Raw genomic sequence first — 18,005 nt, 5'->3', positions numbered from 1 at the left:
CATGACGGTCCAGGTACAACCCAACAGCGCAGTGCTGGTGCATTTCACGCTGAAACTGGAAGATGGTTCAACGGCGGAATCCACCCGCGGCAACGGCAAACCGGCGCTGTTCCGCCTTGGCGACGGCAGCCTGTCTGCGCCGCTGGAGCAGCAGCTGCTCGGCCTGGCTGCCGGCGACAAGTGCGCCTTTACGCTGCAGCCGGAAGACGCGTTCGGCGCCAACAACCCGGATCTTATCCAGTTCTTCCTGCGTCGTGACTTTGCCGAAACCGGCGTGCCTGAAGTCGGCACCATCATGCTGTTCACCTCGATGGACGGCAAAGAGATGCCGGGCGTGGTGCGCGAAGTGGCTGAAGAGTCGGTCACCGTTGATTTTAACCATCCACTGGCGGGACACCCGATCACCTTCGACATTGAGGTGCTGGAGATCGATCCGCAGCAGGAGGAGACGCATGCAAATACTGCTGGCTAACCCGCGCGGTTTCTGTGCCGGAGTCGATCGCGCAATCAGCATCGTTGAACGTGCGCTTGAGATTTACGGCGCGCCGATCTACGTGCGTCACGAAGTGGTGCATAACCGCTATGTGGTCGACAGCCTGCGCGCGCGCGGCGCGGTGTTTATCGAAGAGATTGCGGAAGTGCCGGACGGTTCGATCCTGATCTTCTCGGCGCACGGCGTTTCTCAGGCGGTGCGCGCCGAAGCCAAGGCGCGCGATCTGACCATGCTGTTTGACGCCACCTGTCCGCTGGTGACCAAGGTGCATATGGAAGTGGCGCGCGCCAGCCGCAAAGGCGTTGAAGCGATTCTGATCGGCCACGCGGGTCACCCGGAAGTGGAAGGCACCATGGGCCAGTACAGCAACCCGGAAGGGGGAATGTATCTGGTCGAATCGCCGGACGATGTGTGGCAGCTACAGGTCAAGAACGAAGAAAACCTGTGCTTTATGACGCAGACCACGCTGTCGGTGGATGATACCTCGGACGTGATCGACGCTCTGCGTCAGCGCTTCCCGAAAATCATCGGGCCGCGTAAGGACGATATTTGCTACGCCACCACCAACCGTCAGGAAGCGGTGCGTAATCTGGCCGGCGATGCGGACGTGGTGCTGGTGGTGGGGTCGAAAAACTCCTCTAACTCCAACCGTCTGGCGGAGCTGGCGCAGCGCGTCGGTAAGCCGGCTTACCTGATTGATTCAGCGATGGATATTCAGGAGCAGTGGCTGAAGGACGCCAGCAATATCGGCGTAACCGCCGGCGCCTCGGCGCCGGACGTGCTGGTGCAGGAAGTGATCGGCCGGCTGAAGGCCCTGGGCGGAAAGAACGTGCAGGAAATCAGCGGCCGTGAAGAAAATATCGTGTTCGAAGTGCCGAAAGAGCTGCGGGTCGATATCAAGCAGGTCGATTAAGACAGAGAAATGCAGTAACAGCGGGGAGCCATGGCTCCCCGTTTTTTTTCAGCGCCGCTGCTGCGCGATGTCGGTATCGACACTGGCCGTTGCCATCAGGCGTGGCTCAATGCTGGATGTGAGGTCGCCTTCACCGCTGCGCCAGGCGCTGGGGGAGACGCCGTAAAACTGGCGGAACGCCTTGCAGAAGTGCAGCTGATTGTCATACCCCACCGACAGCGCCACTACCTTAATCGCCGCGCTGCCGTGACGCAGCAGGCTGGCGGCGACGTTCATGCGCACCTGCAGCAGATACTCTTTCGGCCCCAGGCCAAACTCCGCTTTAAACAGACGGCTCAGATAGCTGCGGTTAAGGTTGCAGTAAGCCGCCAGCTGGCCGATAGAGAGCGGTTCGTGGTAGCGGCTTTCCAGGTATTTCACCGCCTTGCTGAGGTGGCGGGTTTTTTCCGCCGGCGCGGCCGGCTGTTCCCGCTGTGCATTGGCGATCAGCGCAGCGAAGAACTGGTAGCTTAAGCCAATGATTTTCAGCCAGGCGTCGTTTTGCTCATGGGCGACGATCTCCGCCAGACAGCGCCGTTCTTCGGCTTCCGGCCGGTAGTGCTGGGGCCGACAGACCGGCATCTGGCGGCTGAGACGGCACTGTTGGAAAATGGTTGCGGCCATCAGGCCGTCGACCTCAATCCACATGTAATGCCAGGGATCCTGCCGGTCCGCGCAATAGGTGGTGACATCGTGGGGGTAGATCAGAAAGCCTTCGCCGGGGCGAATCGTAAACTCGCCGCTGTCGGTGTACAGCGTCCCGCTGCCGGATATCACATAATGAAATAGGTAATGCTGACGCACCGCCGGGCCGAAACGATGGCCGGGCGCGCAATCCTCATGGCCGAACTGAAACACGTTCAGTTCGATACCGGAGGTGTTGGTCAGGGTAAAGCTCTTGTGCATCGCTGCCTACCGCCATTTTTCGCACCGTTTGGCCATAAGATAGCAGCCGAGCTGAATCTGCAACGCCAGCGGAGGCGTGGAGTAGGAGCCAGCTCACACTTTTTTTTTACCGTCGTTTTTACCCATAATGAGGTCACATTTCTACATATACAGTCCGGCGCGCAGCCACTACTTTCACTACAGACCTATCGTTAACCCAGTTCAGGCATGTGGAGAAACAGTATGATCAAAGTGACGTTTATGGGCGCAGGCAGCACAATTTTCGCGAAGAATGTGTTGGGCGACATTATGTGTACGCCGGCGCTGCGGGAAGTGGATATCGCGCTGTACGATATTGACAGCAACCGTCTGAACGAGTCGCTGGCGATGCTGAATAATATCAATCAGAACGTCAACGACGGCAAGGCGATCATTACCCCGTATCTGGGGGAGGAGAACCGCCGCGCGGCGCTGCAGGGCGCTAACTATGTGGTGAACGCCATTCAGGTTGGCGGCTACGATCCGTGCACCATCACCGACTTTGAAATCGCGAAAAAATTCGGCCTGCGGCAGACCATCGCTGATACGCTGGGGATTGGCGGCATTTTCCGCGCGCTGCGCACCATTCCGGTACTGTTCTCTTTCGCCCGCGATATGGAAGAGGTGTGCCCGGACGCCTGGCTGCTGAACTACACCAACCCGATGGCCTCGCTGACCGGCGCCATGCTGCGCCATACCGGCGTGAAAACCGTCGGCCTGTGCCACAGCGTGCAGGTGTGCGCCGACACATTGCTGAAAAGCGTCGATATGCCGACCGACGACGTGCAGTTCCATATCGCCGGCATCAACCATATGGCTTGGCTGCTGGATATCCGTCGTCACGGGCAGGATCTCTACCCGGAAATCAAACGGCGCGCTGCGGCGCTGCAGGGCAAACATGACGATATGGTGCGCCATGAAATCATGAAAACCTTCGGCTATTACGTCACCGAGTCTTCGGAGCATAACGCCGAATATATGCCGTACTGGATCAAGCGCAACTACCCGGAGCTGATCGAACGGTTCAATATTCCGCTGGATGAGTATCCGCGCCGTTGTGTTGAACAGATTGCCCAGTGGGAACAGCAGAAGCAGGAACTGACCCACGACGCGCATCTTACCCATACGCGTACGCACGAATACGCCTCTTACATTATCGAAGCCATGGAGACCGACCGTCCGTACAAAATCGGCGGCAACGTGCTCAACACGGGCCTTATCACCAACCTGCCGAACGAAGCCTGCGTCGAGGTGCCTTGTCTGGTAGACGGTCAGGGCATTACGCCGTGCTACGTGGGGAACCTGCCGGAGCAGCTGGCGGCGCTCAACCGTACCAACATCAATACACAGCTGCTGACCATTGAGGCGGCGGTGACTCACAAACGCGAGGCGATCTACCATGCTGCGCTGCTCGATCCGCATACCTCGGCGGAACTGTCGATCGACGATATCCGCCAGCTGTGCGACGCCCTGATCGAGGCGCACGGAAACTGGCTGCCGGCCTACCACTAATTTATCCCGAGCATCACTTCCACCAATAACATCCCGGGCGCGCGCGTCACGCCCGGGTACAAAGGGATGGCGAGCTATGTTTTATCTAAAAAACAAGAATTTCTGGATATTCAGCGGCTTTTGCTTCTTCTACTTTTTTATTTTGGGTTCTATCCTGCCTTTTTTCCCGCTCTGGCTGCATGACGTCAACCAGCTCGATCAGCGACAGACCGGCATTGTGTTCTCCTTTATGGCGTTCTTTGCGCTGGTGTGCCAGCCGGTGTTCGGCTTTATTACCGACCGCTTCGGCCTGAAGAAACATCTGTTGTGGTTGATCATCGTACTGCTGATGTTTTTGGCGCCGCTGTTTATCTACGTGATCTCGCCGCTGCTGCAGAGCCATTTTATCGTCGGCGCGCTGCTGTGCGGCCTCTATCTAGGGCTGGTGGCCAGCGGCGGCTCGCCGGCGATCGAAGCCTATGTGGAAAAGGTCAGCCGGCGCAGCCAGTTTGAATACGGGCGGGTGCGGCTGTTCGGCTGTATCGGCTGGGCGATTTGCGCCTCAATCGTCGGCTACACCTTCACCATTAATAATCAGTTTTCGCTGTGGCTGGCTTCCGGCTGCACGCTGATTCTGGCGCTGCTGCTGTGCCTGTTTCGGCCGGAAAAAAGCGGCACGGTCGCGGTGGCGGAAGGGTTGGCGCTGAACAAGAACCCGGTCAGCCTGCGTTCAGCGTTGCGGCTGCTGCGGATGCGCAAGTTCTGGTTCCTGGTGATGTATATCGTCGGCGTCGCCTGCGTGTATGACGTGTTCGATCAGCAGTTCGCCAACTTCTTCACCTCTTTCTTCCGCGACCGCCACAGTGGTACGCAGGCATTTGGCTATGTCACCACGCTGGGCGAATTCCTCAATGCCTTCATTATGTTTTTTGCACCGCTGATCATTAACCGTATCGGCGGCAAGAATGCGCTGTTGATCGCCGGGGCAATCATGTCGCTGCGCATTATCGGCTCTTCGTTTGCCGATTCGGTGACGGCGGTGATCGTGCTCAAGACGCTGCATATGTTTGAAGTGCCGTTCCTGCTGGTGGGCATTTTCAAATACATCACCACCCAGTTTGACGTGAAGCTGTCCGCGTCGATCTACCTGTTCGGCTTCTGCTTTTTCAAACAGTTTTCCGCCATCGGTATGTCCTATGCGGCGGGGATGATGTATGTGGCGTACGGCTTTAAAACCGCCTACCTGATGCTCGGCTGCATTGCGCTGCTGTTTACCGTGATTGCCGCCTTCACCCTGAGCGGCAGCCCGCTAACGGCGCGGGCGGGTAAACCTCTGGTGGCACCGTCGCAAACTGCATGATTATGTAGCCGTGGGGATATAGCGTTACTGATAACCCCCCGGCGATATCATAAATTTCTTATCATGATGGAAATCCTCTGGCGATGAACCGGCGGGGCGGTTAACCTGATCCGATAGCCTGGGATAGGCATTTCATTGATAAGAGAGCGAAGTATGACTGATTCACAGATCCGCATGGCGGTTGTGGGCGCCGGCGGCCGTATGGGGCGTCAATTGATTCAGGCGGTGCAGCAGGCGCAGGGCGTGGTGCTCGGGGCGGCGCTGGAACGCGCCGGCTCCTCGTTAGTCGGGGCGGATGCGGGCGAACTGGCCGGCGTCGGCGCGCTTGGCGTTATCGTTAACGACGATCTGGCCAAGGTGGCGGATGACTTTGATGTGCTGATCGACTTTACCCGTCCGGAAGGCACGTTGGCGCATCTGGCGTTTTGCGTTTCCCACCATAAGGCGATGGTGATTGGCACCACCGGTTTTGACGATGCCGGCAAGGCGGCCATTAACGCCGCTGCGCAGCAGATCGGTATTGTGTTCGCCGCCAACTTCAGCGTCGGGGTCAACGTGGTGCTGAAGCTGCTGGAAAAAGCCGCCAAAGTGATGGGCGACTATACCGATATTGAAATTGTTGAAGCTCACCACCGCCACAAGGTGGATGCGCCGTCCGGCACCGCGCTGGCGATGGGCGAAGCGATTGCCGATGCGCTGGGGCGCGACCTGAAGCAGTGCGCCGTCTATGCGCGCGAAGGCCACACCGGCGAGCGCGATCCGCAGAGTATTGGCTTCGCCACCATTCGTGCCGGCGATATCGTCGGTGAACATACCGCGATGTTTGCCGATATCGGCGAGCGGGTTGAGATCACCCATAAGGCCTCCAGTCGGATGACCTTTGCCAATGGCGCCGTTCGCGCGGCAGTTTGGCTGTCTGAGCGTGATAATGGGCTGTTTGATATGCGAGATGTGCTGGGATTAGACCAGTTGTAATGGTTTTTATATCCGTGTGATGTGGTTATATTGATCGTATGGCTATGATACTGGGACAATATTTTTATTGTCCTTTTTTTTAACATGATAAATATGGTGTTGGTTGTATTTTTGCACCATCATTTCTATTTTTGTAAGTTTGTTCCTTTAAAACATCCATTTTCTTCACTGTTAAACGATTAAAGCCTGTTTTTAGCGTATTAAATCGCCCGTTTTACCACATCCTATCTGGCAACCGTTTACTCGCTCGGGTTTAGCTGTATTTTTGTGGCTGTGAAGCCTATTAAACCGCGTAGTCAGTAAAAATAAGTGAAAAAATGGCGCTTTAAGTAGACAAACGGGGTGCCCATCATTAAAATGCGCCCAATTTGCCAAAAATTAGCCTTGAGGGCGGTTTTTGCATTGATTTAGATCGCGATATCTGAATTAATATGCAAATATTGTGATTTATTATTCCTCGGAGGGTGTTTTGATTAAGTCAGCGCTATTGGTTCTGGAAGACGGAACCCAATTCCACGGTCGGGCCATTGGGGCAGAGGGTACGGCAGTGGGGGAAGTGGTCTTCAATACGTCGATGACCGGTTATCAAGAAATCCTCACTGATCCTTCCTATTCCCGCCAGATCGTTACTCTTACTTATCCTCATATCGGCAATGTCGGCACCAATGCTTCCGACGCAGAATCCTCCGCTATTCACGCTCAAGGCCTGGTCATTCGCGACCTTCCGCTGATTGCCAGCAACTACCGCAGTGAAGAAAACCTGTCCGACTACCTCAAGCGCAACAATATTGTGGCGATTGCCGATATCGATACCCGCAAGCTGACGCGTCTGCTGCGTGAGAAAGGCGCGCAGAACGGCTGCATCATCGCCGGCGACGCGCCGGATGCCGCGCTGGCGCTGGAGAAGGCCAAAGCCTTCCCGGGCCTGAAAGGCATGGACCTGGCAAAAGAAGTGACGACGCAGGAAGCCTACGGCTGGCGTCAGGGCAGCTGGACGCTGGCCGGCGAGCTGCCGGAAGCCAAAGCGGAATCCGAGCTGCCGTTCCACGTGGTGGCCTATGATTTCGGCGCGAAGCGCAACATCCTGCGCATGCTGGTCGATCGCGGCTGCCGCCTGACGGTGGTGCCGGCGCAGACCCCGGCGGATGAAGTGCTGAAAATGAATCCGGACGGCATCTTCCTGTCCAACGGCCCGGGTGACCCGGAGCCGTGCGACTACGCGATCGCCGCCATTCAGCAGTTCCTGACCACCGACATCCCGCTGTTCGGCATCTGCCTGGGCCACCAACTGCTGGCGCTGGCCAGCGGCGCGCAGACGGTGAAAATGAAGCTCGGCCACCACGGCGGCAACCATCCGGTGAAGGATCTGGACAGCAATACGGTGATGATCACCGCGCAGAACCACGGTTTTGCGGTGGATGAGAACAACCTGCCGGCCAACCTGCGCGTGACGCACAAGTCGCTGTTCGACCACACGGTGCAGGGCATTCACCGCACCGACAAAGCGGCGTTCAGCTTCCAGGGCCACCCGGAAGCCAGCCCTGGCCCGCACGATGCCGCGCCGCTGTTCGATCACTTTATCGAACTGATTGAGTCTCACCGTTCCAACGCTAAATAATCAGGAGCCATAACAACCATGCCAAAACGTACTGATATAAAAAGCATCCTGATCCTCGGCGCTGGCCCGATCGTTATCGGCCAGGCCTGTGAATTTGACTACTCCGGCGCGCAGGCGTGTAAGGCGCTGCGCGAAGAGGGTTACCGCGTTATTCTGGTGAACTCCAACCCGGCGACCATCATGACCGACCCGGAAATGGCCGATGCGACCTACATTGAGCCGATCCACTGGGAAGTGGTGCGTAAAATCATCGAAAAAGAGCGCCCGGATGCGGTGCTGCCGACCATGGGCGGCCAGACCGCGCTGAACTGCGCGCTTGAGCTGGAGCGTCAGGGCGTGCTGGAAGAGTTCGGCGTGACGATGATCGGCGCGACCGCCGATGCGATCGACAAGGCTGAAGACCGCCGCCGTTTTGACGTGGCGATGAAGAAAATCGGCCTGGACACCGCACGTTCCGGCATTGCGCACACCATGGAAGAAGCGCTGGCGGTAGCCGCCGATGTCGGCTTCCCGTGCATTATCCGTCCGTCCTTCACCATGGGCGGCACCGGTGGCGGCATCGCCTATAACCGCGAAGAGTTTGAAGAAATCTGCGAGCGCGGCCTGGATCTGTCGCCAACCAACGAGCTGCTGATTGATGAATCGCTGATCGGTTGGAAAGAGTACGAGATGGAAGTGGTGCGTGATAAGAACGACAACTGCATCATCGTCTGCTCGATTGAAAACTTCGACGCTATGGGCATCCACACCGGCGACTCGATTACCGTCGCGCCGGCGCAGACCCTGACCGACAAAGAGTATCAAATCATGCGTAACGCCTCGATGGCGGTACTGCGTGAAATCGGCGTGGAAACCGGCGGTTCTAACGTGCAGTTTGCGGTGAACCCGAAAACCGGTCGCCTGATCGTCATCGAAATGAACCCGCGCGTATCGCGCTCCTCGGCGCTGGCGTCGAAGGCCACCGGCTTCCCGATCGCCAAGATCGCCGCCAAGCTGGCGGTGGGTTATACGCTGGATGAGCTGATGAACGACATCACCGGCGGCCGTACTCCGGCGTCGTTTGAGCCGTCCATCGACTACGTGGTGACCAAAATCCCTCGCTTCAACTTTGAGAAATTCGCCGGCGCCAATGACCGCCTGACGACGCAGATGAAGTCGGTCGGCGAAGTGATGGCGATTGGTCGCACCCAGCAGGAGTCGATGCAGAAAGCGCTGCGCGGCCTGGAAGTGGGCGCCACCGGGTTTGACCCGAAAGTGAGCCTGGACGACCCGGAAGCGCTGACCAAGATCCGCCGCGAGCTGAAAGACGCCGGCCCGGATCGCATCTGGTATATCGCCGACGCGTTCCGCGCCGGGCTGTCGGTGGACGGGGTGTTCAACCTGACCAATATCGACCGCTGGTTCCTGGTGCAGATTGAAGAGCTGGTGCGCCTGGAAGAAGAGGTGGCGACGAGCGGCATCAACGGCCTGACGGCGGAATTCCTGCGCACCCTGAAGCGCAAAGGCTTTGCCGACGCGCGCCTGGCAAAACTGGCCGGCGTGACCGAAGGCGCGGTGCGCAAACTGCGTCAGGGCTATGGCCTGCATCCGGTGTACAAACGCGTGGATACCTGCGCGGCGGAATTCTCCACCGATACCGCCTATATGTACTCTACCTATGAAGACGAGTGCGAAGCCAACCCGAACAATGACCGGCCGAAAGTCATGGTGCTGGGCGGCGGGCCGAACCGTATCGGCCAGGGCATCGAATTCGACTACTGCTGCGTACACGCTTCGCTGGCGCTGCGCGAAGACGGCTACGAGACCATTATGGTCAACTGTAACCCGGAAACCGTGTCGACCGACTACGACACCTCCGACCGTCTGTACTTCGAACCGGTGACGCTGGAAGACGTGCTGGAAATCGTGCGTATCGAACAGCCGAAAGGGGTGATTGTTCAGTACGGCGGCCAGACGCCACTGAAACTGGCGCGCGATCTGGAAGCGGCCGGCGTGCCGATTATCGGCACCAGCCCGGACGCCATCGATCGCGCGGAAGACCGCGAGCGCTTCCAGCAGGCGGTTAACCGTCTGAGCCTGAAGCAGCCGGCCAACGCCACGGTAACGGCGATTGAGCAGGCGGTAGAGAAAGCGGCGGGCATCGGTTATCCGCTGGTGGTGCGTCCGTCTTACGTGCTGGGCGGCCGTGCGATGGAAATCGTCTATGACGAAACCGACCTGCGCCGCTACTTCCAGACCGCGGTCAGCGTGTCCAACGATGCGCCGGTGCTGCTGGATCGCTTCCTGGACGACGCGGTTGAAGTCGACGTCGACGCGATTTGCGACGGCGAGCGCGTGCTGATTGGCGGCATCATGGAGCATATCGAACAGGCCGGCGTACACTCCGGCGACTCCGCCTGTTCACTGCCGGCCTACACCCTGAGCAAAGACATTCAGGACGTGATGCGTCAGCAGGTGGAAAAACTGGCGTTTGAGCTGCAGGTGCGCGGCCTGATGAACGTCCAGTTTGCGGTGAAGGACAACGAGGTCTACCTGATTGAAGTCAACCCGCGCGCCGCGCGTACCGTGCCGTTTGTCTCCAAAGCCACCGGCGTGCCGTTGGCGAAAGTGGCGGCGCGCGTGATGGCGGGCAAAACGCTGGCCGAACAGGGCGTGACGGAAGAGGTGATTCCACCGTACTACTCGGTGAAAGAAGTTGTGCTGCCGTTCAACAAATTCCCGGGCGTCGACCCGATTCTGGGGCCGGAAATGCGCTCCACCGGGGAAGTGATGGGCGTTGGCCGCACCTTTGCCGAAGCCTTCTCCAAGGCGATGCTGGGCAGCAACTCCGGCATGCGCAAGCAGGGCCGGGCGCTGCTGTCGGTACGTGAAGGCGACAAGGCGCGGGTGGTCGATCTGGCCGCCAGCCTGCTGAAGCAGGGCTTCGAGCTGGATGCGACCCACGGCACCGCGGTGGTGCTGGGCGAAGCGGGCATCAACCCGCGCTTGGTCAACAAGGTGCACGAAGGCCGTCCGCACATTCAGGACCGTATCAAGAATGGCGAGTACACCTACATCGTGAACACCACCGCCGGCCGCCAGGCGATTGAGGACTCCAAGCTGATTCGCCGCAGCGCGCTGCAGTATAAAGTGCATTACGACACCACGCTGAACGGCGGCTTTGCCACCGCGATGGCGCTGAAGGCCGATCCGACCGAACAGGTCACCTCGGTTCAGGAGATGCACGCGCGCATCGGCAAATAAGCCCCGCGCCCGTACCGTTGTTCAAGGCCCTGCATGCAGGGCCTTTTTTTATACCTTACCCCCGCGCAAAGTCATTCAGCTTGCTTGTTGATGCAGGTTAAAAATTTCCGCTATCAATCAATTTGCCCGCTGTCATGCTAGACGGCTGGTATATGCTTGATGTATTGGCAAGGAACGACGAGATAAACATGATTCTAATAATCTACGCACACCCTTATCCCCGGCACTCGCACGCCAACCAACGGCTGCTGCAGGCGGTGAAAGATATTCCCGAGGTGGAAGTCCGCTCGCTGTATGAGCTGTATCCCGATTTCAGCATCGATATCCATGCGGAACAGCAGGCGCTGGAACGCGCCGATATGGTGGTGCTGCAGCATCCGATGCAGTGGTACGGCCTGCCGCCGCTGCTGAAGCTGTGGATCGACAAGGTGCTGGAGCACGGCTGGGCCTACGGCCACGACGGCAACGCGCTGGTAGGGAAAGACTGCCTGTGGGCGGTGACCAGCGGCGGCGACCGCCACCACTTCGAGCTGGGCGACTACCCGGAGTTTGCCGTGCTGGCGCAGCCGCTGCAGGCGACGGCGCTGTACTGCGGCATGCGCTGGCAGCCCTACTTTGCGCTGCATAATACCTTCACCTGTAACGAAACGGCGCTGCTGGCGGCGGGAGAGGCCTACCGGCAGCGGCTGATTGATTACCTACTGGCGCAGCAACCGCAAACGCAGGAGAACCAACATGGATAATCACGGCATGATGATCGAAGGGCTGATCTATCTGGGATCGGCCGGTCTGCTGGTGCCGATTGCGGTGCGTCTGGGGTTGGGATCGGTGCTGGGCTACCTGATCGCCGGCTGTATCATCGGGCCGTGGGGGCTGAAACTGGTGTCCGACGCCGAATCGATCCTGACCTTTGCGGAAATCGGCGTGGTGCTGATGCTGTTCGTTATCGGTCTGGAACTGGACCCGAAACGGCTGTGGACGCTGCGCGCTTCGGTATTCGGCGGCGGCGGCATGCAGATGGCCGGCTGTGGCCTGGTGCTTAGCGCCTTTTGCTATTTCCTCGGGCTGAACTGGCAGGTGGCGCTGCTGATTGGCCTGACGCTGGCGCTTTCTTCCACCGCTATCGCCATGCAGGCGATGAATGAACGTAATCTGACTTCGTCACCGACCGGACGCAGCGCGTTCGCGGTGCTGCTGTTTCAGGATATCGCCGCGATTCCGCTGGTGGCGATGATCCCGCTGCTGGCCAACAGCGGCGCCTCGACGTCGCTCGGCGCCTTTGCCATTTCCGCCGCCAAGGTGGTGGGCGCGCTGACGCTGGTGGTGCTGCTCGGCCGCTATGTGACGCGGCCGCTGCTGCACTTTGTCGCCCGCTCCGGCATGCGCGAAGTCTTCAGCGCCGTCGCGCTGTTTCTGGTATTCGGTTTCGGCATTCTGCTGGAAATGGCCGGCCTGTCGATGGCGATGGGCGCGTTTCTGGCCGGCGTGCTGCTGGCCAGCTCGGAATACCGTCATGCGCTGGAAAGCGATATTCAGCCGTTTAAGGGGCTGCTGCTGGGGCTGTTCTTTATCGGCGTCGGCATGTCGATCGATTTTGGCACGCTGTTCAGCCACCCGCTGCTGATTGCCACGCTGCTGCTCGGTTTTATGCTGCTGAAGGCGGCCATGCTGTGGCTGCTGGCGCCGCTGCTGGGGGTGCCAAAGCGCCAGCGCGGGCTGTTTGCCATTTTGCTGGGGCAGGGCAGTGAGTTCGCCTTTGTGGTGTTTGGCGCGGCGCAGACGGCCGGCGTCTTGCCGCAGGAATGGGCCAAATCGCTGACGCTGGCGGTGGCGCTGTCCATGGCCGTGACGCCGCTGCTGCTGGTGCTGGCATCCCGGCTGGAGAAGCGTGCGCCGCAGGATGATCGTCCGGCGGATGTGATCGACGAAGAGAACGCCAGCGTGATCGTCGCCGGTTTCGGCCGCTTCGGCCAGATCGCCGGCCGTATGCTGCTGGCCAACGGCGTGCGCACCGTGGTGCTGGATCACGATCCGGATCATATCGAAACCTTGCGCAAGTTTGGCACCAAAGTGTTTTATGGCGACGCTACCCGCGCCGACTTGCTGGAGGCCGCCGGTGCGGAAAAGGCGCAGGTGCTGATTAACGCCATTGACGACGTTGAGGCCAACCTGCAACTGACCGAACTGGCCAGACGCCACTTCCCGCACCTGAAGGTGGTGGCGCGCGCCCGCGACGTTGACCACTGGTATCAGCTGCGGCGCCTCGGGGTGGAGAAACCGGAGCGCGAAACCTTTGAAAGCTCGCTGCGTATCGGCCGTGAAGCGCTGGAGCTGCTGGGGATGGACGCCTACGAGGCACGGGAAAAGGCGGATATCTTCCGTTGCTATAACCATAAGATGCTGGAAAGCACGGTGGAGCATTACGAGGATACCGAGTTCCGTATCGCCAGCCTGCAGCGCGCGAAAGAGATGCTCAGCAACGCCATTGAGCAGGACCGCTCACGCCTGTCGCGGGAACAGGAGACCGGCTGGCGCGGCAGTATTGACGGTAAAGCACCGGAAGATGAGGTTGTGGAAGCCAAAGGATAATGATTATGCCCCTCTCTTATTCGGAGAGGGGCTATGCGTATAAATAAAGCCAAGCGCTAATGCTTTATTATTAACGGAACGATTAACGAATAATAACCACGCTGGAAATAGAAAAGATATTTTATTAACGGTTTTATTTAATTGCCCCATTAATTAATTGGCTTTTTTGGTGGTTTATTTGGGTGTTCGAGTAACGTGTTCCAGTAATTAATCCGGTTTTTTTGTCTTTTGTAGATAAAAATGTATGGCAATACCTTTCGGGTGGTGTAATATCGTAAAAAATGAGTGACGGACAGTCTGTAAGGTTATTTCCCTCAGGGAATAATCGCGTCGCCGCTTATTTTTAACTTAATAAATTAAATCTACATATCAATTTTATATATTTAGCACAGGATGGCGCTAATGAGATTGATTACTCTATCAACGGAAGATCTCGAACCTTACCAGTTTTCCCGCATTTTTAACCCTAACTCGGCGCGTTATGCGCTGGAGGCTAAATACCTGTTCGGGGCGTCAGCGCTGCCTTCGATCTGCCGTCGCTACCCGGTCTCCCGCTGTGAGATTTCTGGCGTGGGCGTGTCGCAGTACCGGGAAGACCGACAGGTTAAGCAGCAGGTGCTGGCCGAGTTGAACAGCGGTCAGCTGCTTGCCATCGATGACGACTGCTTTGGCTGGTCGCCGGTGCGCCACCTGTTCTTTATCGATCAGGCCGGCCGGCTGGCGCTCTATCCTGCCATTCTGCCGCCGCTCTATCCGACGCAGCAGATAATCCGCCGCTATGAGGCGATGGTTGCCCGCTATTGCACCCGCCCGGCTCCAACGGTGCTGCCGCCCAGCTACCGGCCGCAGCAGAAAGCGCCGGTTGCCGTAGCGGCGGCCACGGCGGTGGCGGTACGCCGGGATCCGCTGGCCGCAATGCGTGCGATGAGCAAGCGCGAACGCTGGCAGGCCCGGCAAAACCTGATTGGCCGTGGCCAGCGCAGCATCTACCCCGATGCGCGCATCGCCGCGACGCGTCTGGGCGAGAACAATATTGCCGTTGAAAAGGCCAGGCTGGCGCAAAATGTGTATGGCATTGATGGACGGCCGATTAACGCGTTGGAAACGATGCCGAACGTGCCCGAAGGGTGGCGCGATATTAGTAATGATGACAAAGCGCTACAAAAGCTGGGTTTAAAATCCACGATGTTATATAGCAGTGTAAATGATCCTGATTTTTTCTCCCGAGTATATGCCCCAGATAAATCGGTATTTGGTAATGAGATGGCACCGACCGTGGTATTCAGAGGTACACGGATGGAGAATATAACGGACTGGCTGAACAATGGTCAGCAAGGGATTGGTGTGAACTCAACCTATTATGAACAATCAGTATCTATCGGTAATCATTTAAAAAAGGTTCCTAGAAAGGTTGGTGTTGCCGGGCACTCACTAGGCGGCGGCCTTGCCTCTGCGGCGGCGATTGCCAGCGGTAAGCCCGCCTGGACGTTTAATGCCGCGGGGCTTAATGCCGGTACGGTGGAAAAATATGGCGGTACCGCCATCGGCGACGGCTCAAAAATTGCTGCCTACCGGGTGCAGGGCGAGGTGTTGACGCGCTTGCAGGAGTTCCACCTGTTAGAGGATTTAAAGAGCGTTTATTACAACATTCCGCTGCTGATGGTGAAACATCAGCTCTCTGCACTATTGCCCAGCGCGGCGGGCAACGCGAAATGGCTGCCGGGCGGGGAGGGCGGCACCGTTGATAAACACGGTATGCAGCAGGTGATCGACAGCCTGGAGCTACAGAAAGAGGCGGATATGACCACCATTACTAACAGGTTATAACCATGCGTACCCGATGGTTAGGCATTGCCATAATAATGTTTGGCATAATTTGGTTGGCAGGATGCAACGGCATGAAAAAAATTGAACCTGAAGACTACTTTACCGGCCAACAGCTGATATTGGCCAAGGCCATTGAGGCGGGGGACCTGGGCAGGGTAAAACAACTGGCGCCGGAAACGGATTTAAACACCCCGGGTGAACAGGATTTAACCTTATTATTCTTCGCCTTGAATGAGACGTACTACAATAATAATCCCAAACCACGTTTGCAAATTGTGACCGTGCTGGTTAAAGCGGGAGCTGATCCTTTGCAACCACTCCCCAGAGGGATGGCCAGCCCGGCGGAAATGGTCTCAATGGGGGATAAGGATATCTGGCTAAAGGCATTGCTAGATGGTGGTTTGGATCCGAATGCCAGAGACAGAAATCATAATGAAGCGATTATTTATAATACGTTACAAGCCAAGAATACGGATACGCTAGCATTATTGATCATGCGCGGGGTTGATGTCGATGCGCGAGACTCTTTAGGTGAAACACCGCTAATGGCAGCCTTTTTTAGCAACCGTTTTGAGCATGTTAATTACCTGCTGGATCACGGTGCGGATCCTAATCCGGTAAATAAATTGGGCTGGGTATTTGCTGCTCTGGTGCAAGACGGCATCAAGGACAGCCGGCCGGAAACTGAATACCACCAGAACTGTCTGCGGCTGCGCGACAAGCTGATCGCGTTGGGCGTAAAGTGGCCGCCGGAGGCGTAACGTGCGCGATGAGCATGACGGAGGCCATCCGGCGGCTTAGCTGAAAAACGTCGATAGCGACATCAATATGCAGATGGTGACCGAGGTGCAGCATATTGTGATATTGGCCGAACACCGGCTGGCGGTAGCGCGCCCGGATCCGGATTGCTAACTATCCTAAATGACTGGCAGGTTCTGCCCGAATGCTGGCAGGGCCTGCCTGATAGTGTAATATCGTCGCTACGTCAGGGGCTAATCTGGCCGCTGCTTATCAAGTTTATATACTTAGCACAAGCACAGGACGGCGCTAATGAGATTGATTTCACTATCAACGGAAGAGCTCGAACCTTTTCAATTTTCCCGTATTTTTCATCCCAGTTCGGCACGTTATGAGTTGGAGTCAAAATATCTGTTCGGGGCGTCATCGATGCCCTCGATCAATCGTCGCTATCCGGTCAGCCGCCGTGAGATTTCCGGCGTGGGTGTGTCGCAGTTCCGGGAAGACCGGCAGATAAAAAATCAGGTGCTGGCTGAGCTGGAATCGGGGCAGCTGCTTGCCATTGATGACAACTGTTTTGGCTGGTCGCCGGCGCGGCACCTGTTCTTTATCGACCAAACCGGCCGGCTGGTGCAGTACCCGGCCATTTTGCCGCCGCTCTACCCAACGCAGCGGATAATTCAGCGCTATGAGGCGATGGTTGCCCGCTATCACGTCCGTCCGCCGGCGACGGTGCTGCCCCCCAGTTACCGGCCGCAGCAGAAAACGCCGGTTGTCGCTGCGGCAGCTACTGCGGCGGCGGTTCGCCGGGATCCACTGGCCGCGATGCGCGATATGAGCAAGCGCGAACGCTGGCAGGCCCGGCAAAACCTGATTGGCCGTGGCCAGCGCAGCATCTACCCCGATGCGCGCATCGCCGCGACGCGGCTGGGTGAGAACAATATCGCCGTTGAGAAGGCCAAGCTGGCGCAAAATGTTTACGGCGTTGACGGGCGACCGATTAATGCACAGGAAACGATGCCGAACGTGCCCGAAGGATGGCGCGATATTAGTAATAATAGTAAAGCGTTAGATAAGATCGGTTTATCTCCGGAAATGTTATATGACAAAGTCGATGAGCCTGATTTTTTATCCAGAGTGTACTCGCCTGACAGTGCTGTATTTGGCAATGATATGACCACGACCGTCGTCTTTCGGGGGACGAGGATGGAAAAGTTGACTGATTGGAACAACAACGCTCGTCAGGGGATTGGTGTTAACTCTGCTTATTATGAGAACGCGGTCGCTGTAGGTAATTATCTTAAGAATACTCGTCACCAGGTCGATATTGCCGGGCACTCATTGGGTGGAGGCCTTGCCTCTGCAGCGGCCGTTGCCAGCGGTAAGCCCGCCTGGACGTTTAATGCTGCAGGCCTTAATGCCGGCACGGTGGAAAAATATGGGGGCACCGTAACCGGCGATGGTTCAAAAATTGCCGCCTACCGGGTGCATGGCGAGGTATTAACGAAGCTGCAGGAATTCCACTTACTGGATGATTTAAAGAGCGTGAACTACGATATTCCGCTGCTGATGATGAAACGGCAGTTCTCTGCGCTATTACCGAGCGCATCGGGTGCCGCGAAATGGCTGCCGGGCGGTGAGGGTAGCGCCATTGATAAGCACGGTATGCAGCAGGTGATCGACAGCCTGGAGGAGCAGAAAGAGGCGGATATGACCACCATTACTAACAGGTTATAACTATGCGTACACGATGGTTAGGTATTGCCATAATGATGTTTGGCATAATTTGGTTGGC

Annotated in this window: 13 protein-coding genes and 1 pseudogene; 13 read left to right on the top strand and 1 reads right to left on the bottom strand. The window is 57.4% G+C overall.

Annotation, left to right across the window (positions count from 1 at the left end; genetic code table 11):
• The first annotated feature begins 1 nt into the window (after position 1).
• Together fkpB and ispH are read left to right on the top strand one after the other, a co-directional pair.
• The gene (gene fkpB / locus HF675_RS20050) at positions 2 to 472 is read left to right on the top strand and encodes an FKBP-type peptidyl-prolyl cis-trans isomerase (RefSeq protein ID WP_105229717.1); all 471 of its coding nucleotides are present in this window, start codon (positions 2 to 4) and stop codon (positions 470 to 472) included.
• Positions 453 to 1,406 (top strand): 4-hydroxy-3-methylbut-2-enyl diphosphate reductase, encoded by a 954-nt coding sequence (gene ispH, locus HF675_RS20045; protein ID WP_105229718.1) that lies wholly within the window; start codon positions 453 to 455, stop codon positions 1,404 to 1,406. The genes fkpB and ispH overlap by 20 nt, the downstream gene beginning before the upstream one ends.
• 48 nt (positions 1,407 to 1,454) lie before the next feature.
• On the opposite strand, the gene HF675_RS20040 is transcribed toward ispH, so the two are convergent.
• Positions 1,455 to 2,351, bottom strand: a complete 897-nt coding sequence (locus tag HF675_RS20040) for an AraC family transcriptional regulator (protein ID WP_187043646.1) — start codon at positions 2,349 to 2,351, stop codon at positions 1,455 to 1,457.
• Between the two features lie 222 nt (positions 2,352 to 2,573).
• On the opposite strand from HF675_RS20040, the gene HF675_RS20035 reads away from it, so the two are divergent.
• From HF675_RS20035 to HF675_RS19990, 11 genes and pseudogenes are all read left to right on the top strand, one after another.
• Complete coding sequence (locus HF675_RS20035) at positions 2,574 to 3,881, top strand: alpha-glucosidase/alpha-galactosidase (RefSeq protein WP_105229720.1); 1,308 nt, start codon at positions 2,574 to 2,576, stop codon at positions 3,879 to 3,881.
• Between the two features lie 76 nt (positions 3,882 to 3,957).
• The gene (locus tag HF675_RS20030; RefSeq protein WP_105229721.1) at positions 3,958 to 5,220 is read left to right on the top strand and encodes an MFS transporter; all 1,263 of its coding nucleotides are present in this window, start codon (positions 3,958 to 3,960) and stop codon (positions 5,218 to 5,220) included.
• 153 nt (positions 5,221 to 5,373) lie between these two features.
• A complete protein-coding gene (dapB, locus tag HF675_RS20025; protein WP_105229722.1) occupies positions 5,374 to 6,195 on the top strand; it encodes a 4-hydroxy-tetrahydrodipicolinate reductase in 822 nt (273 codons plus the stop codon).
• 469 nt (positions 6,196 to 6,664) lie between these two features.
• Positions 6,665 to 7,813, top strand: a complete 1,149-nt coding sequence (carA, locus tag HF675_RS20020) for a glutamine-hydrolyzing carbamoyl-phosphate synthase small subunit (protein ID WP_370569822.1) — start codon at positions 6,665 to 6,667, stop codon at positions 7,811 to 7,813.
• Between the two features lie 18 nt (positions 7,814 to 7,831).
• Positions 7,832 to 11,056 (top strand): carbamoyl-phosphate synthase large subunit, encoded by a 3,225-nt coding sequence (gene carB, locus HF675_RS20015; protein ID WP_187043644.1) that lies wholly within the window; start codon positions 7,832 to 7,834, stop codon positions 11,054 to 11,056.
• 188 nt (positions 11,057 to 11,244) lie between these two features.
• Complete coding sequence (gene kefF, locus HF675_RS20010; protein ID WP_111737744.1) at positions 11,245 to 11,799, top strand: glutathione-regulated potassium-efflux system oxidoreductase KefF; 555 nt, start codon at positions 11,245 to 11,247, stop codon at positions 11,797 to 11,799.
• On the top strand, positions 11,792 to 13,645 hold the full coding sequence (kefC, locus tag HF675_RS20005) for a glutathione-regulated potassium-efflux system protein KefC (RefSeq protein ID WP_105229726.1): 1,854 nt from the start codon (positions 11,792 to 11,794) through the stop codon (positions 13,643 to 13,645). The genes kefF and kefC overlap by 8 nt, the downstream gene beginning before the upstream one ends.
• A gap of 402 nt (positions 13,646 to 14,047) precedes the next feature.
• Complete coding sequence (locus tag HF675_RS20000) at positions 14,048 to 15,472, top strand: lipase (RefSeq protein ID WP_187043643.1); 1,425 nt, start codon at positions 14,048 to 14,050, stop codon at positions 15,470 to 15,472.
• A 71-nt stretch (positions 15,473 to 15,543) separates the two neighbouring features.
• Entirely contained in the window at positions 15,544 to 16,233 is a 690-nt protein-coding gene (locus HF675_RS19995; RefSeq protein WP_187043642.1) for an ankyrin repeat domain-containing protein, read from the top strand.
• Positions 16,234 to 16,276: 43 nt separating this feature from the next.
• Positions 16,277 to 16,366 (top strand): annotated as a pseudogene (locus tag HF675_RS23890) (threonine/serine exporter); the annotation flags it as partial.
• Between the two features lie 156 nt (positions 16,367 to 16,522).
• Positions 16,523 to 17,947 carry a DUF2974 domain-containing protein gene (locus HF675_RS19990; RefSeq protein WP_111737741.1) on the top strand — a complete coding sequence of 475 codons (1,425 nt, stop codon included), beginning with the start codon at positions 16,523 to 16,525 and terminating at the stop codon, positions 17,945 to 17,947.
• Positions 17,948 to 18,005 lie beyond the last annotated feature (58 nt).

The organism is Serratia sp. JUb9 (assembly GCF_014298095.1).
Lineage (GTDB): Bacteria > Pseudomonadota > Gammaproteobacteria > Enterobacterales > Enterobacteriaceae > Serratia_B > Serratia_B rhizosphaerae.
The sequence above is the reverse complement of the archived record's forward strand: the minus strand, read 5'-3'. Positions and strand labels throughout refer to the sequence as shown.